The 21,642-nt window shown below is 72.2% G+C and carries 19 protein-coding genes; 12 read left to right on the forward strand and 7 right to left on the reverse strand.

All coding sequences use genetic code 11. The annotated features are described in order from the left end of the window. Positions 1 to 27: 27 nt before the first annotated feature. The gene (gene ndk / locus LH044_RS20605) at positions 28 to 441 is read right to left on the reverse strand and encodes a nucleoside-diphosphate kinase (RefSeq protein WP_227757516.1); all 414 of its coding nucleotides are present in this window, start codon (positions 439 to 441) and stop codon (positions 28 to 30) included. Between the two features lie 347 nt (positions 442 to 788). On the opposite strand from ndk, the gene LH044_RS20610 reads away from it, so the two are divergent. The 10 genes from LH044_RS20610 (at position 789) to rpmA (ending at position 11,888) form a co-directional block, all read left to right on the forward strand. After that, positions 789 to 1,826: a rod shape-determining protein gene (locus LH044_RS20610; protein WP_227757517.1), complete on the forward strand. Its 1,038-nt coding sequence runs from the start codon at positions 789 to 791 to the stop codon at positions 1,824 to 1,826. 41 nt (positions 1,827 to 1,867) lie between these two features. Beyond that, entirely contained in the window at positions 1,868 to 2,683 is an 816-nt protein-coding gene (gene mreC / locus LH044_RS20615) for a rod shape-determining protein MreC (protein ID WP_227757518.1), read from the forward strand. A gap of 7 nt (positions 2,684 to 2,690) precedes the next feature. Then, positions 2,691 to 3,200 carry a rod shape-determining protein MreD gene (gene mreD / locus LH044_RS20620; protein WP_227757519.1) on the forward strand — a complete coding sequence of 170 codons (510 nt, stop codon included), beginning with the start codon at positions 2,691 to 2,693 and terminating at the stop codon, positions 3,198 to 3,200. Between the two features lie 132 nt (positions 3,201 to 3,332). Next, positions 3,333 to 5,459, forward strand: coding sequence for a penicillin-binding protein 2 (mrdA, locus tag LH044_RS20625; RefSeq protein ID WP_227757520.1), 2,127 nt, complete (start codon positions 3,333 to 3,335; stop codon positions 5,457 to 5,459). A gap of 13 nt (positions 5,460 to 5,472) precedes the next feature. Then, entirely contained in the window at positions 5,473 to 6,591 is a 1,119-nt protein-coding gene (rodA, locus tag LH044_RS20630; RefSeq protein ID WP_227757521.1) for a rod shape-determining protein RodA, read from the forward strand. Positions 6,592 to 6,663: 72 nt separating this feature from the next. Beyond that, complete coding sequence (locus LH044_RS20635; RefSeq protein ID WP_227757522.1) at positions 6,664 to 8,670, forward strand: TIGR03960 family B12-binding radical SAM protein; 2,007 nt, start codon at positions 6,664 to 6,666, stop codon at positions 8,668 to 8,670. Next, complete coding sequence (locus tag LH044_RS20640) at positions 8,667 to 9,383, forward strand: TIGR03936 family radical SAM-associated protein (RefSeq protein ID WP_227757523.1); 717 nt, start codon at positions 8,667 to 8,669, stop codon at positions 9,381 to 9,383. The genes LH044_RS20635 and LH044_RS20640 overlap by 4 nt, the downstream gene beginning before the upstream one ends. A 12-nt stretch (positions 9,384 to 9,395) precedes the next feature. Further along, the gene (locus LH044_RS20645; RefSeq protein WP_227757524.1) at positions 9,396 to 11,210 is read left to right on the forward strand and encodes an Rne/Rng family ribonuclease; all 1,815 of its coding nucleotides are present in this window, start codon (positions 9,396 to 9,398) and stop codon (positions 11,208 to 11,210) included. A gap of 80 nt (positions 11,211 to 11,290) precedes the next feature. Beyond that, entirely contained in the window at positions 11,291 to 11,599 is a 309-nt protein-coding gene (gene rplU, locus LH044_RS20650) for a 50S ribosomal protein L21 (protein ID WP_227757525.1), read from the forward strand. A 31-nt stretch (positions 11,600 to 11,630) separates the two neighbouring features. Further along, complete coding sequence (gene rpmA, locus LH044_RS20655) at positions 11,631 to 11,888, forward strand: 50S ribosomal protein L27 (protein WP_227757526.1); 258 nt, start codon at positions 11,631 to 11,633, stop codon at positions 11,886 to 11,888. A 218-nt stretch (positions 11,889 to 12,106) separates the two neighbouring features. On the opposite strand, the gene LH044_RS20660 is transcribed toward rpmA, so the two are convergent. The 3 genes from LH044_RS20660 to LH044_RS20670 form a co-directional block, all read right to left on the reverse strand. After that, a complete protein-coding gene (locus LH044_RS20660) occupies positions 12,107 to 12,664 on the reverse strand; it encodes a DUF1697 domain-containing protein (protein WP_227757527.1) in 558 nt (185 codons plus the stop codon). A 2-nt stretch (positions 12,665 to 12,666) separates the two neighbouring features. Further along, positions 12,667 to 13,764: an HD domain-containing protein gene (locus LH044_RS20665; protein WP_374210646.1), complete on the reverse strand. Its 1,098-nt coding sequence runs from the start codon at positions 13,762 to 13,764 to the stop codon at positions 12,667 to 12,669. 198 nt (positions 13,765 to 13,962) lie between these two features. Beyond that, the gene (locus LH044_RS20670; RefSeq protein WP_227757529.1) at positions 13,963 to 15,525 is read right to left on the reverse strand and encodes a class I adenylate-forming enzyme family protein; all 1,563 of its coding nucleotides are present in this window, start codon (positions 15,523 to 15,525) and stop codon (positions 13,963 to 13,965) included. Between the two features lie 133 nt (positions 15,526 to 15,658). Here LH044_RS20670 and obgE point away from each other — a divergent pair, with 133 nt between their 5' ends. Together obgE and proB are read left to right on the forward strand one after the other, a co-directional pair. Continuing rightward, positions 15,659 to 17,011: a GTPase ObgE gene (gene obgE / locus LH044_RS20675; RefSeq protein WP_227757530.1), complete on the forward strand. Its 1,353-nt coding sequence runs from the start codon at positions 15,659 to 15,661 to the stop codon at positions 17,009 to 17,011. Further along, the gene (gene proB, locus LH044_RS20680) at positions 17,008 to 18,099 is read left to right on the forward strand and encodes a glutamate 5-kinase (protein ID WP_227757531.1); all 1,092 of its coding nucleotides are present in this window, start codon (positions 17,008 to 17,010) and stop codon (positions 18,097 to 18,099) included. Before obgE ends, proB begins: the two co-directional genes overlap by 4 nt. A 22-nt stretch (positions 18,100 to 18,121) precedes the next feature. Here the strand turns inward: proB and LH044_RS20685 are convergent, their stop codons facing one another. The 3 genes from LH044_RS20685 to LH044_RS20695 are packed head-to-tail and all read right to left on the reverse strand — an operon-like array spanning position 18,122 to position 21,495. Continuing rightward, entirely contained in the window at positions 18,122 to 18,919 is a 798-nt protein-coding gene (locus LH044_RS20685; RefSeq protein WP_227757532.1) for a PspA/IM30 family protein, read from the reverse strand. A gap of 48 nt (positions 18,920 to 18,967) precedes the next feature. Continuing rightward, positions 18,968 to 20,737: a murein biosynthesis integral membrane protein MurJ gene (gene murJ, locus LH044_RS20690; RefSeq protein ID WP_227757533.1), complete on the reverse strand. Its 1,770-nt coding sequence runs from the start codon at positions 20,735 to 20,737 to the stop codon at positions 18,968 to 18,970. After that, positions 20,734 to 21,495 carry a hypothetical protein gene (locus tag LH044_RS20695; protein ID WP_227757534.1) on the reverse strand — a complete coding sequence of 254 codons (762 nt, stop codon included), beginning with the start codon at positions 21,493 to 21,495 and terminating at the stop codon, positions 20,734 to 20,736. The genes murJ and LH044_RS20695 overlap by 4 nt, the downstream gene beginning before the upstream one ends. Positions 21,496 to 21,642 lie beyond the last annotated feature (147 nt).

Below are 21,642 nucleotides of genomic sequence, written 5' to 3' on the forward strand. Positions count from 1 at the left end.
GTGGCGCGGCGTCGGACCCGGCGTGGGTCAGGCGAGGCCGGGGAACCAGAGCCCGATCTCGCGGGCGGCCGACTCGGTGCCGTCGGAGCCGTGGACCAGGTTCTCGTTGGTGGTGGTGGCGAAGTCGCCGCGGATCGAGCCCGGCTGGGCGTCCTCGACCTTCGTCTTGCCGATCAGCGTGCGCATCAGGTGCCACGTGCCGTCGTCGGGGCCCTCGACCACCATGGCCACGACCGGTCCCCGGGTCAGGAAGGTGACGAGCTCGCCGAAGAACGGCTTGTCGGCGTGCTCCTCGTAGTGCGCCTCGACCAGCGCGACCTCGGGGACTCGCATGTCCATGGCGACGATCCGCAGGCCCTTGCGCTCGATGCGGCTCACGATCTCGCCGACCAGGCCCCGCTCCACGGCGTCGGGCTTGCACATGATGAAGGTCCTGGTCACGGGTCTCGCTCCTGTCGTCGGTCCGGGGGTCCGGCGGGCGTGCCCGGCACGGCGGCGTGCGGCGGGGCAGGGGATCGAAGGGTAGGAGCGACCGGGGTGCGACGGCGAACCCGAGGCTGTGGCGTCGCTCGGGTCCCGCCCGGACCGTTTCGTCGCGGTCCTGAACCGACCGACAGGGGGCACTGGTCGGACGCTCGTCGAACCGTTAGGGTCTTTGCGGTCCTGTTGCGACGCCCTCCGTCGCACACCGCCGTCCTCGGGGCCCGCCCACCTCGCGGACGCGCCATGCGCGGGTGACCGTCCGGTCACACGCTCCGTCGACGCCCGAGTAGTTTGAGGACGCACCTATGGCACGGTTCAACTCGTCGTTCCTCGGCCGTGACATGGCGGTCGACCTGGGCACCGCCAACACGCTCGTCTACGTCCGCGGCGAGGGCATCGTGCTGTGCGAGCCGTCGGTCGTCGCGGTGCAGGTCAAGGACGGCCGGGCCGTGGCCGTCGGCACCGAGGCCAAGCGGATGATCGGCAAGACGCCGGCGCACATCCAGGCCATCCGCCCGCTGAAGGACGGCGTGATCTCGGACTTCGAGGTCTGCGAGACCATGCTCCGCTACTTCATCCAGCGGGTGCACAACAGCCGGTTCTCCAAGCCGCGGATGATCATCTGCGTGCCCTCCGGCGTCACGGGCGTCGAGCAGCGCGCCGTGCAGGACGCAGCCGAGTTCGCCGGGGCCCGCAAGCCCGCCCGCATCATCGAGGAGCCGATGGCGGCCGCGATCGGCGCCGGGCTCCCGGTCCACGAGCCGACCGGCAACATGATCGTCGACATCGGCGGCGGCACCACCGAGGTCGCCATGATCTCGCTGGGCGGCGTGGTCACCAGCCAGTCGGTGCGCGTCGGCGGCGACGAGCTGGACGACGCGATCATCCAGTACATCAAGAAGGAGTACAGCCTCGCCCTCGGCGAGCGCACCGCCGAGGTCGTGAAGATGGAGCTCGGCTCGGCGTGGGAGCTGGAGCAGGAGCTGCAGGCCGAGATCCGCGGCCGCGACCTCGTCACCGGCCTCCCCAAGACGATCGTCACCTCGACCCACGAGATCCGCGAGGCCATCGAGGAGCCGGTCTCCTCGATCGTCGACGCCGTGAAGGTCACCCTCGACAAGACGCCGCCCGAGCTCGCCGCGGACGTCATGGAGCGCGGCATCGTCCTCGCCGGCGGCGGCGCGCTCCTCAAGGGCCTGCCCACCCGGCTGGCCCAGGAGACCGGGATGCCCATCCGGATCGCCCCGCGACCGCTCGAGGCGGTCGCGCTCGGCTCCGGCATGGCCCTCGAGGAGTTCCCGGCGCTCGAACAGGCCGGTCTGTTCTCCTCACACCGCGACTGAACCCCGTGCGGACCGTCGAGACACGACGACGCTCCCGGTACGTGCTGCTCGTCCTCAGCCTGCTGGCCGTCACGCTGATCACCCTCGACTCGCGGGGCGTCGGCGTGTTCGACGGGATCCGCGGCGCCGCCGGCGACGTCTTCGCCCCGGTCGGCGACGCGTTCGCCTGGGTGACGACGCCGGTGCGCAACGCCTGGGGCGGCGTGTCGGACTACGAGGACCTCGAGGCCGAGAACGAGCGCCTTCGCGAGCGGGTGGCAGAGCTCGAGGGCAACGAGGACAAGGCGGCCAACGCGATCGAGCAGCTCAAGCGCATCCAGGAGCAGCTCAACCTCGGCTTCGTCGGCGACGTGCCGCTCCAGGTGGCGAGGGTGGCGTCCGGGCCCTACTCGAACTTCGACTCCTTCCGGATGGAGATCGACAAGGGGAGCGACGCCGGCCTGGCGGTCGGGATGCCGGTCGTGGCCAACGCCGGGGAGACCGGTGGCGGCCTGGTCGGTCGGCTCGAGCGCGTCAGCCGGACGCGGTCGGTGGTGCAGCTGGCCACCGACCCCGACTTCGGCATCGGCGTCCGCCTGGCCAGCACCCAGGACGTGGGGTTCGGGCACGGCGGCGGCGACTCCGACCGCTTCGTGGTCGACAAGGGGATCGAGATCGGCGACCCCATCCAACCCGGCGAGGTGGTGCTGACGAGCGGCCTCGAGAACTCGGTCATGCCGCCCGACATCCCGGTCGGCACCGTCGACAAGGCGAGCCCGAACGGGAGCACCGGCCTGCAGGTCCTGCTCGTGAACTACGCGGTCGACTTCTCCCAGCTCGACGTCGTGCAGGTGATGAAGTGGACGCCGCAGCGGTGACGGGCCGGTGATCGAGGGCAGCTCCCTCATCCGGTGGGTCCTGCTCGTGACGGCCACGCTGGTGCTGCAGATCGGCCTGGCGACCCAGATCAGGGTCGCCGGCGTGCACCCCGACCTCCTCCTGCTGGTCGCGATCTGCGCCGGGCTGGTCGGCGGTCCGAGCACCGGCGCCGGCGTCGGGTTCGCCTGCGGGCTCCTCTTCGACCTGTTCCTGCCGGGGCGCTTCGGCGTGACGGCCCTGGCCTACCTGCTCGTCGGCTACGGGTCCGGCGTGGCCGGCGACGCCGTGGCCCGGCCGACGCGGTGGATCTCGGCGGGGATCGTCGCCCTGGCCAGCGCGGCGGGCACGCTCGTCTACGCCGCGATCGGCCAGTTGCTGGGACAGCGCTCATTGTCCGATCCCAACCTGGGCGCCATCGTCGGTATCGTCGCGGCGTTCAACGCGCTCTTGGCGGTCCCGGTCCTGGCCGTCTGCCGCTGGGCGGAACCGGAGGACGTGCGCCTCCGGGCGCGCTGATCCCCGCCGTCACCCGCACCGCCCGCCACCCAGGTCCCTCCGCACCCATGTCGTCGCCCCTCCTCCACGCTCCCGATCACGCCGGCGGGCGCGGGCACCTCGCCGGAGACGAACGTGGACACCGAGGCGGGCATGGACACTGACTCCCGCCAGGTCCGGCTCAGCGCGCTCGGCATCGTGGCCGTGTCGCTGTTCCTCGCGCTGTTCGTCCGCCTGTGGTTCCTGCAGGGGATCGACCGGCAGAAGTTCGAGGTCGCCTCGGCCTCGAACCGCCTGCGAGTGATCCACGAGGAGGGCCCCCGCGGCCGGATCCTCGACCGCAACGGCAAGGTCATCGTCGACAACCGGACCTCCCGGGTGGTGGCGCTCGACCGGGAGCCCCTGCGGAAGATGGACGAGGAGGAGCGGACGCAGCACTTCGACGAGCTGGCCCAGACCCTGACCGACCTCGGGCGGCCCACCAAGGTCGATCTCATCCAGAAGCGCTACGCCGACCAGCGCTACGCCCCGCAGGAGTACGTCCCGATCGTCGACGACGTCACCGAGGAGGTCGAGATCTACCTCTCGGAGCGGGCCGACCGGTTCCCCGGCGTCGTGGTCGAGACGCGCGCGGTGCGCGCGTACCCCTACGGCTCGCTGGCCGGGCAGGTGCTCGGCTACGTCGGCGAGACCAACGAGAAGGAGCTGGCCGCCAAGGGCGGCACGCTGCCGGCCGGCGCCACCACGACGGACCCGCCGGCCACCACGACGACGATCGAGGGTGTCCCGCCGAAGCCGTACCAGCCGGGCGACCTGATCGGGAAGTCCGGGGTGGAGCAGTCCTACGAGGACTACCTCCGGGCGGTCCCCGGCAGCCGCACGATCGAGGTGAACGCGAAGGGCGACCTCATCGACGTCGTGAAGCAGGAGGAGGCGAAGGCCGGCGACGACGTGTGGCTCAGCATCGACATCGACCTCCAGGCCCAGGCCGAGCGGCTGCTCAAGGCCAAGATCGAGTCGCTGCGCGGGCGGACCGATCGGACGACCGGCGCCAAGCTGAACGTGCCGCAGGGCTCGGTGGTGATCCAGGAGCCGATGACCGGGCAGATCCTGGCGATGGCGAGCTACCCGGAGTTCGATCCGGGGCAGACGGTGAACGGCATCTCGTCGGAGCTGTGGGCGCAGCTCAACGACCCGGCCAACGGACGGCCGCTCTACAACTGGGCCCTCCAGGGCGCCTACGCACCCGGGTCGACGTTCAAGCCGTTCACCGCGTACGCGGCGATGTCGAGCGGCCTGCTCCCCACCGGCAACGAGAGCTACGTGGACAACGGCGTCTACAAGCTGAAGGCGTGCAAGGGCACGAAGTGCGAGTACCAGAACGCCGGCCGCAACGCGCACGGCCGGGTCAACGTGCCGCGGTCGCTCACCGTGAGCTCGGACGTCTACTACTACTGGATCGGCGAGCAGTTCTGGGTCGGCCGCGACCGCTTCGGCAACACGCCGATCCAGGACTCGGCCAAGGGGTTCGGCCTCGGCGACCGCACCGGGATCAAGCTGCTGGGCGAGAACCAGGGTCGGCTCCCGACGCCCGAGGCGCGCCGCGAGGCGTACGAGGCGAACCCCGAGGCGTTCGCGACTGGCGACTGGTTCACCGGCGACAACATCATCACCGCCATCGGCCAGGGCGACGTGCTGGTGACGCCGCTGCAGCTGGCCGACGCCTACGCCACGCTGGCCAACGGTGGGACGCGCTTCCGGCCCCAGATCGTCTCGAAGGTCACCCGCAGCAAGGACCCGACCCTCCCGCCCGGCCAGGAGGGCAACTTCGAGGTGGTGACCCAGGTCGAGCCCGAGGAGCTGGGCAAGGTCGCCATGACGCCCGAGCAGTACAACCAGATCGTCAGCGGCCTCGTCGGTGTGACCCAGAGCGGCGAGGGCACGGCCTCGGCGTCCTGGCGGGCCAGCCCGACGGCGTGGCCGATGGCGGGCAAGACCGGCACGGCCCAGGTCAAGGACAAGGCCGACACGGCGCTCTTCGCCGGGTGGGGCCCGGTCGCGCCCGGCGGCGTGCCGCAGTACGCGATCAGCGTGATCGTGCCCGAGGCCGGCTTCGGCGGCGACGTCGCCGCCCCGCTCGCGTTCCGCATCCTCCAGCCGGCCAGCTCGGGCCAGCTCGTCCCGGCCTGCACGGTCGCGGACCGGGCCAACTGCGACCTCGCGTCGATCGCCGCCAGCAGCGCCAGCCAGCGCGACGTCGGTTCCGGAGGCCCGGGATGACGGCGGTGCACCGATGACCAGGACCTTCACCGGTACCGACCGGTTCCGCTCCCGCGACCTCTCGGCGCCCTGGCGCCACGTGGACGTCGCGCTGCTCGTCGTCGTCGGGCTCATCGTCGTGATGGGGACGGCGATGGTGTACAGCGCCACCCGCAACATGGACGGCGGCACCGGCTACATGCTTCGCCAGGGGATGTTCATCATCCTCGGCCTCGGCCTGATGGCCGGCCTCGCCCTCGTCGACTACCGGCGGATCGCGGACTGGTGGCAGCTGATCTACGGCCTGTCGCTCGTCGCCATGGCGGGCGTCTTCACACCGCTCGGCTCCGTCGTGAACGGCACGAAGGGCTGGTACCGCTTCGGCCCGTTCTCGCTCCAGCCGGCCGAGTTCGCCAAGCTCGGCGTGATCATCGCGGTCGCCGCGTACCTCGGCCACCAGGAGAAGGTCGACCTGCGGCGCCTCGCCGTGGCGCTGGGCCTGTTCGCCGTCCCGACCGCGATGACGCTGCTGCAGCCCGACCTCGGCTCGGCGCTGGTGTTCATCGTGATCGCGCTCGGCATGCTCGTCGTGGGCGGCGTGCAGATGCGCCACCTGCTCGTGCTGGTCGTGCTGGGGCTGGTGGCGGTGTTCGGCATCCTCAACTCGGGCACGCTCGACCAGTACCAGAAGGACCGGCTGACCTCGTTCGTGACCCCCAACGGCCAGTCGTACAACGTCGAGCAGGCCCAGCAGGCCATCGGCTCCGGCGGCCTGACCGGCTACGGGTACACCAAGGGGCCCCAGACCCGGGGCGGCTACGTGCCCGAGCAGGAGACCGACTTCATCTTCACCGTCGCGGGGGAAGAGCTCGGTTTCGTGGGCGCCGGGTCGCTCGTCATCCTCCTCGGGCTCCTGGTCTGGCGGATCTGGCGGGTCGCCCAGCTCGCCGCGGACCCGCTGGGGACCCTGATCTGCGTCGGGATCATGTCGATGTTCCTGTTCCACATCTTCGAGAACATCGGGATGACGCTCGGGATCATGCCGGTGACCGGCATCCCGCTGCCCTTCGTGTCCTACGGCGGCTCCTCGCTGATGACGTCGTTCGCCGCGGTCGGCCTGGTGCAGTCGGTCCACATGCACCGCTACGCCTGATGCGCCGGGCCCGGCGTGGCGGCTGAACCCGGTTCCGTGCCCGAACGTCACCGTCGGTACACTTCACGGACCATGTCCGTCCACCAGGCCGACGCCCCCGGGGCGCCCTCAGGTCCGGGCGGCTCCGTGTGGGACCGCCTGGAGCCGCTGCTGCACCGGGTCCAGAAGCCCGCCCGGTACATCGGCTGCGAGGACGGCAGCGTCAACCCCGACTGGTCGGGGATGGGGCCCACGAGCCCCGTCGTCGCCTGGTTGATGACCTATCCCGACACGTACGAGATCGGCCTGCCCAACCAGGGCCTGCAGATCCTGTACGAGATCCTCAACGAGCGCGCCGACGCCGTCGCCGAGCGGGCGTACGCCCCCTGGGTCGACCTCGAGGCCGAGATGCGGGCCTCCGGCCTGCCGCTGTTCAGCGTCGACACCCACCGGCCCGCGACCGACTTCGACGTCGTCGCGTTCAACCTCTCGGCCGAGCTCAACTACACGAACCTCCTCAACTGCATCGACCTGGCCGGCGTGCCGGTCCGGGCGGCGGAGCGGCGGGCCCACCACCCGCTCGTCGCCGTGGGCGGCCACTGCACCTACAACCCCGAGCCGATCGCCGACTTCGTCGACCTGGTCGTCCTGGGCGACGGCGAGGAGGTCGTCACCGAGATCAACCGGGTCGTCTCGGCGTGGAAGTCCTCGGGCCGCGGTGACCGGGAGGACGTCCTGCGGGCGCTGTGCGCCGTGCCCGGCGTGTACGTCCCGGCCGCCTACGAGGCCCGCTACGACGGGCCGGCGCTCGTCGGCGTCGAGCCGATCTGGCCCGAGGCCCCCGAGGTGGTCGAGAAGCGGACGATCGCGGACCTGGCCGAGTGGCCGTACCCGAAGCAGCAGCTCGTGCCACTGACCGAGGTCGTCCACGACCGGCTCAACGTCGAGGTGTTCCGGGGCTGCACCCGCGGCTGCCGGTTCTGCCAGGCCGGCATGATCACGCGACCCGTCCGGGAGCGCCCGGCGGAGCAGGTCCGCTCGATGGTGGCCGACGGGCTGCGGCGCACCGGCTACGACGAGGTCGCCCTCACCTCGCTGTCCACGGCCGACTTCTCCGGCATCGCCGACGTGGTCGGCGGCGTCATCGACGACGACGCGTGCGGCCGGGTGTCGGTGTCGCTGCCGTCCCTGCGGGTCGACGCCTTCGGCGTCGAGATCGCCTCGCAGCTGCAGAAGGGCCGGCGGACGGGCCTGACCTTCGCCCCCGAGGCCGGCACGTGGCGCATGCGCCAGGTGATCAACAAGCTCATCCGCGAGCAGGACCTCTACGACGCCGTCGAGTCGGCGTACTCGCAGGGCTGGCGGCGTATGAAGCTGTACTTCCTCACCGGGCTCCCCACCGAGACCGACGAGGACACCCTCGGCATCGCCGAGATGGCCGCCAACTGCGTCGAGATCGGCAAGCGCTACCACAAGGGCCCGTCGGTGACGGTGTCCGTCGGGGGCTTCGTGCCCAAGCCGCACACACCCTTCCAGTGGTTCGGCCAGAACACGGTGGTCGAGCTCCAGCGCAAGATCCACCTCCTCCGCGACACCGTGCGCCGGAACCACGGCGTGCAGATGAAGTGGCACGACCCCAGGGCGACGCTGGCCGAGGGCATCGCCAGCCGCGGCGACCGCCGCCTCGGCCCGGTCATCGAGGAGGTCTGGCGCCGGGGCGGCACCTTCCAGGAGTGGTCGGAGTGCTTCCGGCTCGACCTGTGGGAGGAGGCGATGGCCACCCACGGTCTCAGCGTCGAGTGGTACACGTACCGCCACCGCACCGAGGACGAGGTCCTGCCGTGGGACCACCTGTCCGCCGGCCTGCACAAGGACTTCCTGTGGCAGGACTGGCAGGACTCGCTGGCCGAGGTCGGCCTGCCCGACTGCCGGTGGACGCCCTGCTACGACTGCGGTGCCTGCACCGGGTACGGCATCGAGCACGTCGTGGCGTCGGCGACGCCGCCCGCCGGCGGCAGCCAGGGCACCGGTCAGGACCTGTCGATCGGCGGCGCGGTGCCGGTCTCGCTCACCCCTCGCCCGGTGGGGACGAGCTCGTGAGGGTGCGCGTCCGCTACGCCAAGGTCGGCAAGGTGCGGTTCCTGTCGCACCGCGACCTGGCCCGCATCCTCGAGCGCGCCGTCCGGCGCGCCGGGCTCCCCGTCGCCTACAGCCAGGGCTTCTCGCCCCGGGCGCGCCTGCACTTCGGGTTGGCGCTCTCCACCGGGTACGAGTCGCTCGCCGAGTACGTCGACATCGACCTCGACGACCCCGACGACGGCACGGACGCCGTCGCGGCCGACGCCGTCGCCGACCTGCTCCAGCCGTGCCTGCCCACCGGCGTGGTCGTCACCGCGTCGACGGAGCTGGCCCCCGGGACGCCGTCCCTCCAGGACGCCGTCACCTCCAGCACGTGGGAGTTCGTGCTGCCCGCCGACCGCCTCGACGACGCCACCACGGCAGCGGCCGAGGTGCTCGCGGCGACCGAGCTCCCGATCGATCTGGTCCGCAAGGGCAAGCAGGTGCGCGAGGACCTGCGCCCGCTGCTCCTCTCACTGGACGTGGACCCACACCCAGACGGCGCCCTGCTCACCGTGGAGCTCGGCACCAAACCTCGCAGCGTCCGACCCGCCGAGCTGCTCCTCGCGATGCAGCTCCCGGAGCACCCGCTCAGGGTCGTCAGGACGCACCAATGGATCCAGAGCGACGGCGAACGTCGCGAGCCCATCGAGCTCGCCGCGCCGTCCCCGCACGCATCGGTGCGTGCGTCATGAAGGGAACGTCCCATGTCGGACACCGAACCGAACGACGGCCGAGCGGCCGCACCCAACACATCCACCGGACCCGCGACGGGCGGCGACCGCCCCGCGGCTGACGCCAAGCCCAAGATCGGCGACAGCCGTCCGGCGCCCCCGCCGGCCGCAGCGTCCGGTCCGAACGGCGACCGCCAGGGCGGCGCCACGGCCACCACGCCCGGGCAGCCGGGCCAGCCGGGCGGCGGCCAGTCCCGCAGCAGCCGCCGGCGCCGTCGCCGCCGTGGCGGCGGGGGAGGCGGCGGTCAGGGCCAGGCCGGCCAGAACCCGGGCGGCCAGGGCGGCCAGAACCAGGGCGGCCAGAACCAGGGCCAGGGCGGCCAGGGCCGCGGCAAGGGCGGTGGCCAGGGCCAGGGCCGAGGCGGCCAGGGCGGCCGCGGTGGTGGCCAGGGCGGCGACGGGCGTCGCCGCAACCAGCCGACGCCGGTCGAGGCGGTGCTCGTCGACGACGCGCCCGTCGAGCTCGACGACGAGACCATGGAGCGTCGGCGGGGCCGGCAGCGCAAGGGCCGCGCCATCGGGCGGTACCAGATGAACGTGCACGTGACCCCCGAGGCCACTCACATCGCCATCCTCGAGGGCCGCTCGCTCGTCGAGCACTACGTCAGCCACCCGGCCGACGACGTGTTCCAGATCCACGGCAACATCTACGTCGGCCGGGTCGAGAACGTCCTGCCCGGCATGGAGGCGGCGTTCATCGACATCGCCACCCCCAAGAACGCCGTCCTGTACCGCAGCGACGTCCAGTACGACCCGGAGGACGTCGAGTCGGGCGGCGGGGAGCAGCCCCGGATCGAGGACGTGCTCAAGGCTCGACAGCTGATCCTCTGCCAGGTCACCAAGAACCCGATCGCCCACAAGGGCGCCCGCCTCACGCAGGAGGTGTCGCTCCCCGGGCGCTTCGTCGTCCTCGTCCCGAACTCGCGGACCTACGGCATCTCCAAGCGGCTGCCCGACGACGAGCGCAAGCGCCTCCGCCAGATCCTCGACCGGGTCCGCCCGGCCGAGCACGGGCTGATCGTCCGGACCGCCGCCGAGAACGTGACGGCCGACGAGATCGAGCGCGACGTCGCCCGACTGGTCAGGCAGTGGGAGCAGATCTCCGACCTGGCGGCCAAGCAGCAGCGCCCGGGGCTCATCTACCGGGAGCCCGAGATGGCGGTGCGGATCATCCGCGAGGAGTTCAACGCCGAGTACCGGGGCGTGCTGATCGATGACACGGCGCTCTACGAGGACATGCGCGACTACGTCGCCGCCGTGGCCCCGGCCCTCGTCGACCGGATCGAGTACTTCGACCCGAGGGCCGAGCCGCTGCCCATGTTCGAGCGCTTCCACGTGACCGAGCAGCTGGTGAAGGCGCTCGACCGGAAGGTCTGGCTGCCGTCGGGCGGCTCGCTGATCATCGAGCACACCGAGGCGCTGACCGTCATCGACGTCAACACCGGGCGCAACGTCGGCTCGTCGAGCCTCGAGGAGACGGTGTTCCGCAACAACCTGGAGGCGGCCGAGGAGATCGCCCGCCAGCTCCGGTTGCGCGACATCGGCGGCATCATCGTCATCGACTTCGTCGACATGGAGGTCAAGGACAACCGCGACAAGGTCGTGAAGGCCTTCCGCGAGGCGCTCTCCCGGGACAAGACCCGCACCCAGGTGTTCAACATCTCCGAGCTGGGACTGGTCGAGATGACCCGCAAGCGGATCGGCGAGGGGCTGCTCGAGTCCGTCGCCCACCGCTGCGACCACTGCGACGGGCGGGGCCTGGTCCTGCCCGACGAGCTCGTCGGCTGAGCCGGCCGGACGCCCCGCTGGGGGAGTGACGGACGCCGACTTCCTGCGCGGGTGGTCGTTGCCCTAAGATCGCAGGCCGTATGTATGCAGTCGTGAAGACCGGTGGCAAGCAGTACCGCGTCGAGGAAGGGCAGCGCCTGACCGTCGAACGCCTCGGTGAGCCCGGTGATGATGTCCAGCTCCAGCCCGTGGTGGTCGTCGACGGCGAGACCGTCCTCGCCACCCCGGACCAGCTCTCCGGTGCCTCGGTGTCGGCGCGGGTGATCGGCGGTGCCAAGGGCCCGAAGATCAACGCGTTCACCTACAAGAACAAGGCCAACGAGCGGAAGCGCTGGGGACACCGCCAGAGCTACGACACGATCGAGATCACCGGCATCAGCGCCGGCTGACGGGCCCCACACAGCAGAGGACGAGGCTCCCATGTCGAAGACCAAGGGCGGCGGCTCCACCCGGAACGGCCGTGACTCCAACGCACAGCGCCTGGGCGTGAAGGTGTACGACGGCGGTGTGGTCACCGCCGGTTCGATCATCGTCCGCCAGCGCGGCACGAAGATCCACCCCGGCGAGAACGTCGGCATCGGCGGCGACGACACGCTGTTCGCGCTCGCCGACGGCACCGTGAAGTTCGGGACCCGCAGGAACCGCAAGCACGTCAACGTGGTGCCGCTCACCGACTGAGCGTCCCACCGCACCCTGCTCGTCGCCTCGGCCCGCCGAACCGGCGGGCCGAGCCGCGTCTGCCCGGTGCTTTGGCGGCGGTTTCCGTCGTCTCCCGACGGTTCCAGCCGCCAAAGTCGCAGCCAGCCGGCCGCGCAGTCGTGGCGCCCGGCTGGTTTGGCGGCGGTTTCCGTCGTCTCCCGACGGTTTCGGCCGCCAAAGCAGCAGCGGGCCGGCCGTCAGCCGAGCTTGTCGACCAGGCGGCGGACCGTGCGGATGTTCCGCATGGTGACGGGCACGTCGCCGATGGCGCGGCCCATGTCCTTCGGGCGCTGGAACAGCACCGAGTCGGACATCTTCCCGGCGGTGTGCCAGTGCAGCTCGCTGCCCGACGTGGCCAGGTGGTCGTCGGCCGACGACAGCGACACGAGGCGCGCGGCGTCGGCGGCGGGGAGCGCGGCGCGCAGGAAGCCCACGTTCCAGGTGCCGGCGTCGAGGTCGACGGCGCCGTCCCAGGGGTCGCAGTCGGCGAGGGCGGCGAGCTGGCGGCGGCCCCGGACGAACACCTCCGTGGTGAAGCCGAGCTCGTCCTCGAGCGCCCGCTCCAACGCCGTCTCGAGCTGCGGGCGGCGAACCGGCAGGGTCCCGGGGGCGAAGAGCAGGTTGCCGCTGGCGATGAAGGTCGAGACGTCGTCGGCGCCGGCGGCCTCGGCGGCGGCGACGAGCTGCTCCTTTCGGGCGGTCCGACCGCCGACGTTGACCGCCCGGAGGAAGCCGACGTGCGTGGGGCTTCCCACCGTCAACCGATCCCCACGGGAAGGTCGGCGGTGCGCCAACCGAGCAGCGTGCGGGCCTGGTTGAAGGCGAACCGGTCGGTCATGCCGCCCACATAGGTGACCGCCTGGCGGAACGCCTCGGGGCTGCCGGGGTCCACCCCGCGGAGCAGGCGGGCGGGACGGGGGAGCGAGTTGGGCCGGTCCGCGTGGTGCTCGACCAGCGCCCGGAGCACCCGGATGACCGAGTGGGACTGCTCGACCGACGCAGGCCGCATGTAGATGTGGTCGTAGTCGAACCGCCGGAACTCGCCCAGGGCCTCGGCGAGCGGCTCGGACATGCAGACCTCGCCGGTGGCCTCGACCCCGTCGACGACGCCGGCGATGAACGCGCCCAGCTGCTGGCTCCGGCGCGTCCCGCAGCGCTCGGCGACGACCGGGGGCAGGAGGTCGGGCGTCGTGATGCCGACGTGCACCGCGTCCTCGAAGTCGTGGCAGACGTACGCGATCCGGTCGGCCCACGAGACCACCTCGCCCTCGGGCGTCGACGGGGCCGGTCGGGACCACGAGTGGTTCCGGATGCCGTCGAGCGTCTCGGTGCAGAGGTTCAGCGGTTCGAGCACGACGTCGGCGCCCCAGACGGCGTGGTCGTAGCCGCCGTCGACGTACGGCGAGAACGCGTCCTCCGAGGCGTGGCCGCCCGGCCCGTGTCCGCAGTCGTGGCCGAGGGCGATCGCCTCGGTCAGGGCGACGTTGAGCCCGATCGCCCGGCTGATCGCCACCGCCACCTGCGCCACCTCGAGCGCGTGGGTCATGCGCGTCCGCTGGTGGTCGTCGGGGAAGACGAAGACCTGCGTCTTGCCGGCCAGGCGCCGGAACGCGGTGCCGTGGAGGATGCGGTCGCGGTCGCGCTCGAAGCAGGTGCGCCAGGGGTCGGGCTCCTCTTCGAGGGCCCGGTTGCCGGCGCCGACGGCGCGCGTGGCGCCCGAGGCCATCGTGCGGTCCTCCCGCTCCTCGCGGGCCTCGCGGTCGGCGGGCGACGCGGTCCCGACCGTGGCCGACCCCTCGGCGTGGGCCCGCCGGACCGCCGTGGCGCTGCGCCCGCGGTCCCGGTGGCCGGTCATGGTCGCCGCCCACTCCTCGGCGCGTGACGTGCCGAGCAGCGGTCCGGGTCGGGGGGCAGGTCGCTCGGAGGGCATCGCGCCGAGACTACGGGGCCCGTCTGACGCGCCGGGGACGCCCTCGAGCGACCGCTCTGGCGGCGGGATCCGTCGTCAGGCGACGGATGCCGCCGCCGAAGGCCGGGGCGGGCGCCGCGGCGCTCAGGGCCAGGGGACCTGGGCGTACTCCTCGCGGAGCTTGTACTTGAGGACCTTCCTCAGGGTCTCGTTCCGGGGCAGGGCGTCGACGACGACGAGCTGCTCGGGGAACTTCTGCTTCATCAGCTGGGCCTCGGTGAGCGTGGCGACCATCTCGTCGAACGTGAGGTCGTCGGCCGCGTCGGCGCCGGGCACCCGCTCGACGACGGCGCAGACCCGCTCGCCCCGCTCCCGGTCCGGGAGCCCGATCACCGCGATGTCGCCGACCTTCGGGTGGGCGTAGAGCAGGTCCTCGATCTCCTTGGCCGAGATGTTCTCGCCCTTGCGGATGATCACGTCCTTGAGGCGGCCGGTCAGCACCACGTGGCCATCGGGGCGGACGTGGCCGAGGTCGCCGGTGCGGAACCAGCCGTCGTCGTCGAAGGCCTCGGCGGTGGCGGCCTCGTCGGTGTAGCCCTTGAAGACCATCGGGCCCTTGAGGCGGACCTCGCCGTCCTCGCCCGGCGCCGCCACCGTCCCGTCCTCGGTGACGATCCGCAGCTCGAGGCCCTCGACCGCCTTGCCGACGGTGTTCGCGAGCTGCTCGTCGGTGTCGTGCGGCGAGCCCTCGCAGATCATCGGGCACTCCGTCATGCCGTAGCCGTGGCAGATCTTCACGCCGAACTCGCGCTTGACCTCCTCGAAGATCTCGGGCGGCATCGGGGCACCGCCGCCCGACATCTTGCGCAGCGACGGGATGATCGGCGTGTCGGGGTCCTTGCGCTGCTCGGTCAGGTACATCTGGTAGAAGGCCGTGCCGCCTCCCACCATCGTCACGCCGTTGGCGGCCAGCACCGGCACCGCCGTCTCGGGGTTGAACGCCTCGAACAGCACCGCCGGGAAGCCCGCCAGCAGCATCGTGCCGAAGTAGTCCGGCCCGGCGATGTGGCTGAACGGGAAGGCGATCGAGCCGACGTCCTCGGGGTTCATGTCGAGCGCGACGGCCAGGCCGTTGGCGCCCGTGATCAGGGTGCGGTCCGAGTGGCGCACGCCCTTCGGGTCCGACGTCGTGCCCGACGTGAAGTACACCCAGCGGATCTCGTGGCCGTCGGTGGGCGCCGGCACGTCGGCGAGGGCGGCGGGGTCGCCGTCGGGCAGGTCGGCGAACACGTCGACGACGACCGGCCGGTCGGCCAGGTCCGCCGTGAGCTCGTCGACCATCGCGGCGAAGTCGAAGCCGCCCCACTCGCCGGGGACGAGCACGAACTCGGCCTGGGTCGCCCGGATCGCGTAGCCCACCTCCTTGTGGCGGTAGAAGTGCAGCACCGGGTTCTGCACCGCACCGAGGCGGGCGAGGGCGAAGCTGGCGATGATCGTCTCGAACCGGTTGGGCAGCTCCCACGTCACGCGGGTGCCGTGGGCGACACCGAGGGCGTGGAAGCCCGCCGCGGCCCGCAGGGCACGGTCTCGGAACGCCGCGCACGTGATCGAGCGGCCCGACTCGTCGATCAGCAGCAGGGCGTCGGGCGTGGCCTCCGCCCGGCGCTCGACCAGCTCCCAGAGCGTCTCGGTGTCGGCGAACGTCATGCCCATGGATCCCCCGTTGGTCTGTCGGACGGCGGAGGTGACACTAGCCACCGTTCCGTCCTCGGGTGAACGGGCGTTCGGGCTGAGGAACGTCGCACGAGCCGTCGCGACGGGCCCCGTAGGCTGGGGCACCGTGTCGAACTTCGTGGACGAGTGCTCCCTCAACGTGAAGGGAGGGGACGGCGGCGCCGGGTGCGTGTCGTTCCGACGCGAGGCGCACACGCCGATGGGCGGCCCCGACGGCGGTGACGGCGGCAAGGGCGGCGACGTCTGGCTGGTCGCCGACCACAACACGGCGTCGCTCCTGGCGTTCCGGGACCACCCGCACCGCAAGGCGCAGAGCGGCACTCACGGCAAGGGCGCCAAGCGCCACGGCGCCAAGGGCGACGACCTTGTCGTGCCCGTGCCGGTCGGCACGCAGATCATCGACTGGGAGGGCACGCCGCTGGCCGACCTGGTCGGTGACGGCGACCGCTGGCTCGCCGCGGCCGGCGGGCAGGGCGGCAAGGGCAACGCCCGGTTCCTGTCGAACAAGCGCCGGGCCCCCGGCTTCGCCGAGCAGGGCGAGGTCGGGGAGGAGCGCTGGATCCGCCTCGAGCTGAAGCTGATGGCCGACGTGGCGCTCGTCGGGTTCCCGAACGTCGGCAAGTCGACGCTGATCAGCCGCATCTCCGCCGCCCGGCCCAAGATCGCCGACTACCCGTTCACCACGCTGGAGCCGAACCTCGGGGTCGTCCGCCTGGACGACGGGTTCGAGATGGTGGTCGCCGACATCCCCGGCCTCATCGAGGGCGCGGCAGAGGGTCGGGGGCTCGGCCATCGCTTCCTCCGCCACATCGAGCGGGCGTCCGTGCTGGTGCTGCTGCTCGACCTGTCGCCGTTCGCCGGCGAGACGTGGGAGGAGCAGGAGGCCACGCTGCTCGGCGAGCTGGGCGGCTACCGGCCCGACCTGCTCGACCGGCCCCGGCTGCGGGTCGGGTCGCGGGCCGACCTGGCGGAGCCGGGCGTCGTCGACGGCTTCGACGGGCTCGTCGTGTCGGCGGTGACCGGCGAGGGCATCCCGCAGCTGATCGGCGCGCTGCGGCGCGAGGTCGAGGCCGCCCGGGCCGAGCAGGCGCCGCCCGAGGGGTTCGTCACGCTGCGCCCCGCGGTCGAGGGCATCACGATCAGCCGGCGCGACGACGGCAGCTTCGTGGTCGAGGGCCGCGAGGCCATCCGCGCCGTGAACCTCAACGACCTGACCAACCCCGAGGCGATGGACGTCGCGCGGGGCCGGCTCGCGAAGCTCGGCGTCGACCGCGCGCTCGGCCGGGCCGGGGCGCGCAACGGTGACGCCGTGCACATCGGCGGCCTCAGCTTCGACTGGGAGTCCGACGACGAGATGGACGTCCAGCCCTTCGACGAGCGGCCAGAGCCCGACACCGTCGACGGCGAGGACGGCGGTGCGGACGACGAGTGGGGCGACGCCGGGGACCGCGGGCCGTGAGGGTCGTGCTCAAGCTCGGGACGTCGAGCCTCACCGACCGCCACGGGGTCATCGACGTCGACGCCGTCGCCAAGACCGCCCACGAGGTGGCCGCCGCCCGCGAAGCCGGTCACGAGGTCGTGCTGGTGAGCTCCGGCGCGGTGGCCGCCGGGCTGCCCGCCCTCGACATCAGGGCCGAGGACCGCCCGCGGGACGCACGGACCCTCCAGGCCGTCTCGGCCGTGGGCCAGGCCCGGCTGATGCAGACGTGGGGCGAGCACCTCGCGACCCACTCGCTGGTCGCCGGGCAGGTGCTGCTCGCCCCGCTCGACTTCATGGTGCGGGCCCAGTACCTGCACGCCCGTTCCACCCTCGAGCGCCTGCTCGAGCTGGGCGTGGTCCCCGTGGTCAACGAGAACGACGCGATCGCGGACGACGAGATCCGCTTCGGCGACAACGACCGCATCGCCGCGCTCGTGGCCCAGCTGCTCGGCGCCGAGCTGCTCGTGCTCCTGACCGACGCCCCGGGCCTGATGGACGCCGATCCGAGGGTGGCCGCCGAGGCGTCGCTGATCGAGGAGATCGTCGAGGTCGACCAGCAGCTCGAGGCGCTCGCCGGCGGTGCCGGTTCGGATCGCGGCTCCGGCGGCATGGCCTCCAAGCTGGCGGCGGCCAAGATGGCCTCCTGGTCGGGCGTCCGGGCCGTGATCGCGGCGGCGGGCCGACCGGGCGTGGTCGCCGATGCCATCGCCGGCCGCACCGGCGTGGGGACGATCGTCCTGCCCCGGGCCCGGCGGCTGTCGGCCCGCAAGCTCTGGATCGCCTTCGCGCTGCCGTCGCACGGTCGGGTCACGATCGATGCCGGTGCGGCCCGGGCCGTGGCCGGCGGCGGCCGGTCGCTGCTGGCCGCCGGCGTGGTCGGTGTCGACGGCTCGTTCGACGCCGAGGACGCCGTCGAGGTGGTCGGGCCCGACGGGGCCGTGGTGGCGAAGGGCCTGGTGCGCGTCGACACGCCGACGCTGCGGTCGATGGTCGGCCGGCGATCGGTCGACCTCGCCGGCTCGGGCGAGGTCATCCACGCCGACGACCTGGTGGTGCTCCCGGGTTAGGCCCGATCCGGGCTCCGGGTGGTCAGCTGCCCGGCGAGGGCTCCTGCGCGGTGGCGGGCGCCTCGGCCGGTGCGGCCTCGGCGGCCGGGGCCTCGGCCTCGTCGATGCCGAGCTTCGAGCGGATCTCCGACAGCCGGGCCTGCGCCTCGACGTTGATCGACGCCTGCTCGACCTCGAGCATCTTCGACTCGACGGACATGTCCTGGAGCTCCGCCATGCCCTTGGCCTTCGCGTAGCGGGTCTCGATCTTCTCCCGGACCTCGTCGAGCGTCGGCACGTCCTCGCCGACCTGCTCCGACAGCGTGGCCATGGCCTTGTTCATCTGCTCCTGCATCTTGGCCTGGTCGAGCTGGCCGAGGAGCTTCTGCTTCTCGGCCAGCTTCTGCTGGAGCACCCGGGAGTTCTGCTGGACGGCGTTCTTGGCCTGCTCGGCCGCCTGCGTGGCCTGCAGCGACATCGCCTTGAGGTTCTCGACCTCCTTCTCCTTGGAGATCAGCTGGTTGGCGAACGCCTCGGCGGCGGAGGTGTACTCCGCGGCCTTCGCCGCGTCCCCGCGCTTGGCCGCCTCGTCCGCCATGAGCACGGCCTGCTGGGCGTTGCGGTTGAGCTTCTCGAGCTCGGCCAGCGTGGCGTCCAGGCGCATCTCGTTCTGCTTCTGGTTGGCGATCACGTTGGCCGCCTGCTCCTTGAGCCGGCGGTGCTGCTCCTGCGCCTCGGTGATCGCCTGCTCGAGCTGCACCTTCGGGTCGGCCTTCTCGTTGAAGACGCTGTTGACCTTGGCGCCCAGGTAGGCCCACCAACGCTTGATCGCTTTCCACATGGCCCGAAGACTAACCAGGTCCTCCGGCCACCGGCTCTCGGCCGCGATCTACCCCGCCATCGAGCGGCCGCGCCGGCGCATGCCCTGGCGCAACCGGTCGATGGCGGGCTCGAACCCCTTGGGCTTCAGCATGAACGTCACGGGCACGAAGACCGCCAGCGCGACTCCGACCTCGATGACCAGCTGCACGACCGGCCCGACCTGGTCGCCGATCACCACCTCGGTGGCCACGAGGGCGAACAGGACGGCCACGCCCACGCCGACCGATCGGAGCAGCGGCCAGGCCGCCCGCACGGTCAAGAGGTGCGGCACCCGGCGGTTCAGCACGTACAGCGTGATCGCCGCGATGGCCCAGTACGACACGGAGTACGCGAGCGCCAGCCCCTCGGCCCCCCAGAGCTGCGTGAACGGGATGACCAGGGCGACGTTCAGCCCGTTCTGGAACAGGTTGAGGAAGAACGGGGTGCGGGTGTCGCGCCGGGCGAAGAAGGCCCGCACGCAGTACAGGTACAGCGAGAAGGCCGGCAGGCCGACGGCGAACCCCAGCAGCATCTGGGTGGTCCGGGTGGTGTCCTCGGCCGTGAAGCTGCCGCGCTGGAGGAAGATGCGGATCAGCGGCTCGCCGATGAAGAGCAGCCCGACGGCGGCGGGCAGCAGGAAGGTGAGCAGCAGGCTCGTGCCCTCGCGGAAGCGGGCGATGTAGGCCCGGTCGTCCCGGTCGACCGCGGCCTCGGCCAGCTCGGGCAGGATCGCCGTCATCAGCGACACGGCGATCAGGCCGTGGGGGAGCTGGAAGAAGATGAAGGCGTACTGGTACGCCGACACCGTGCCCGCCTCCTGGCCCCGGGCCAGCGTGAGGATCAGGAGCAGGGCGACCTGGTTGGCCGCGGCGAAGCCCACCGTCCAGCCCGACAACCGCAGCACCGACCGCACCGCGGGGTGGCGGGGCCGGAACCGCCAGCGCAGCGTGATGCCGGCCCTGCGGATGGACGGCACGAGCGCGATGGCCATCGCCGCCACGCCGGCCGTCGTGCCGAGGCCGAGCATGTAGACCTGCCCCATGTCGGCGCCGCTGCGGGCGAACCACTGCGCCGCCCCGACGGCCGCGGCCGCGGTGACGAGGTTGGTCAGCACCGGCGTGAACGCGGGTGGCGCGAACCGTCGCCGCGCGTGCAGGAGCGCGGTGACCAGCGTCGTCACGCCGTAGAACAGGATCTGCGGGATCAGCAGCTCGAGGAAGTCGTCGCCGAGCTCCAGCTGCTGCGCTCGCTCCGCGCCCTCGAGCGGCAGCGCGAAGAGGCGGTTGATCCAGGGCGCGAGCAGGACGCCGAGCAGCGTCATCGCCACGATCGCCGAGAACGCCACCGTGGTCACGACCGAGGCCGTGTCGTCGTCGGCGTCGTCGAGCGTGCGGACGAACAGCGGGACCAGCGTCGAGGAGAGCACGCCGCCCAGCACGAGCTCGTACAGGATGTTCGGGGTCGTGTTGGCGAGGTTGTAGACGTCGGCGATCGTGGTGAGGCCGAGGGCGTACGTCAGGGCGCCGACCCGGACGAGGCCCGTGACCCGGCTGAGCGTGGTGCCGACCGCCGGGAGGGCGCTGGCGCGCAGCAGGCTCCGGCCCCGCCGATCGTCGACGACCGGGGGCGATCCGTCGCTCTCGTCCTCCTCGTCCCACTCGTCGCCGTCGTCCGGGGCCCCCGCGTCCCTGGGCGCGGCGGCGTGGCGCCCGACGATGAGGTCGTCGCCGACGCCCGCCTCCTCGGCGGCGAGGTCGCGCGCCAGGTCCTCGTCGTCCCAGCGCTCGGTCTCGTTCACGCCGAGCCCGTCCCCTCGGTGCCCTCGGTCCCCTCGGTCCCCTCGGTCCCCTCGGTCTCCTCGATGGCGAGTCGCAGCGACTCCATCTCGGACACGATCGCGTCGACCTCGCTGCCGATCCCGCCGACCTCCCGGGCGTCGGCCTGCGTCACGGCCAGCTCCACCGTGCGGGTCACCGTCTCGTCCAGCCGTGCGTCGAGCAGGCGCAGGCGGTCGTAGGTGTCGTAGATCGTGCGGTCGAGCCGCTCCGCCGACTCGAGCTGCGCCGAGATCGCCTGGACCGTGGCGTCGGACCGCTCGGTGCGCGGCGCGGCGCGGGCGGCGTCGAGCTCGGCCCGCACGGCGTCCACGTCGATCTGGGCCCGGCCGTCCGACAGCGTGTTGCCGGCGCGGGCGATGCGGCCGGCGTCGTCGACCGCGCTGTCCAGACGGCCGCCGACCTCGACGAGACGGTCGCGGAGGGGACCCGGTTGCACCGACGAGATGGCGCGGTCGTAGCGCCGCCGGGCGTCCAGCACGCCCTGCATCAGCGTGCGCCAGGGCTCCACGAGCCCCCGCACGTCGGTGCCCGGCCGCTCCGGCGCCCTCGGCACGGCGGCCAGGACCCGGGCGGCGTACGCGCCCAGCCCGAGCACGGCGCCGACCGGACCGAACGCGAGGATGCCCACCGCGGCGCCGGCGCCGGTCGCCAGGATCGCCGACGGCGAGGTCGTCGCCCGCGCCACCCTCGGCGTGAAGAAGCGGTCGCGGAAGGACATGGCCCGTACAGACTTGCAGGTCGCCGACGGGCAGCGGCGCGACCCCCGCTCGGGTCGCTCGGGCCGTCGGCGTGCGGAGGCATTGGCCTCGGTCGACGACCTTCATGGCGCCGGCTCTGCCCCCCCGCTCGAGCTGCTCGGGCCGTC

Source organism: Dermatobacter hominis (assembly GCF_020715685.1).
GTDB lineage: Bacteria > Actinomycetota > Acidimicrobiia > Acidimicrobiales > Microtrichaceae > Dermatobacter > Dermatobacter hominis.

What these genes read in the sequence shown, in the direction of transcription:
- rplU (WP_227757525.1), top strand. Translation starts at nt 11,291, where the DNA reads ATGTATGCAGTCGTGAAGACCGGTGGCAAGCAGTACCGCGTCGAGGAA.
- LH044_RS20610 (WP_227757517.1), top strand. Translation starts at nt 789, where the DNA reads ATGGCACGGTTCAACTCGTCGTTCCTCGGCCGTGACATGGCGGTCGAC.
- LH044_RS20665 (WP_374210646.1), bottom strand. Translation starts at nt 13,764, where the DNA reads ATGACCGGCCACCGGGACCGCGGGCGCAGCGCCACGGCGGTCCGGCGG.
- rodA (WP_227757521.1), top strand. Translation starts at nt 5,473, where the DNA reads ATGACCAGGACCTTCACCGGTACCGACCGGTTCCGCTCCCGCGACCTC.
- LH044_RS20645 (WP_227757524.1), top strand. Translation starts at nt 9,396, where the DNA reads ATGTCGGACACCGAACCGAACGACGGCCGAGCGGCCGCACCCAACACA.
- LH044_RS20635 (WP_227757522.1), top strand. Translation starts at nt 6,664, where the DNA reads ATGTCCGTCCACCAGGCCGACGCCCCCGGGGCGCCCTCAGGTCCGGGC.
- rpmA (WP_227757526.1), top strand. Translation starts at nt 11,631, where the DNA reads ATGTCGAAGACCAAGGGCGGCGGCTCCACCCGGAACGGCCGTGACTCC.
- LH044_RS20695 (WP_227757534.1), bottom strand. Translation starts at nt 21,495, where the DNA reads ATGTCCTTCCGCGACCGCTTCTTCACGCCGAGGGTGGCGCGGGCGACG.
- LH044_RS20685 (WP_227757532.1), bottom strand. Translation starts at nt 18,919, where the DNA reads ATGTGGAAAGCGATCAAGCGTTGGTGGGCCTACCTGGGCGCCAAGGTC.
- mrdA (WP_227757520.1), top strand. Translation starts at nt 3,333, where the DNA reads ATGGACACTGACTCCCGCCAGGTCCGGCTCAGCGCGCTCGGCATCGTG.
- LH044_RS20670 (WP_227757529.1), bottom strand. Translation starts at nt 15,525, where the DNA reads ATGACGTTCGCCGACACCGAGACGCTCTGGGAGCTGGTCGAGCGCCGG.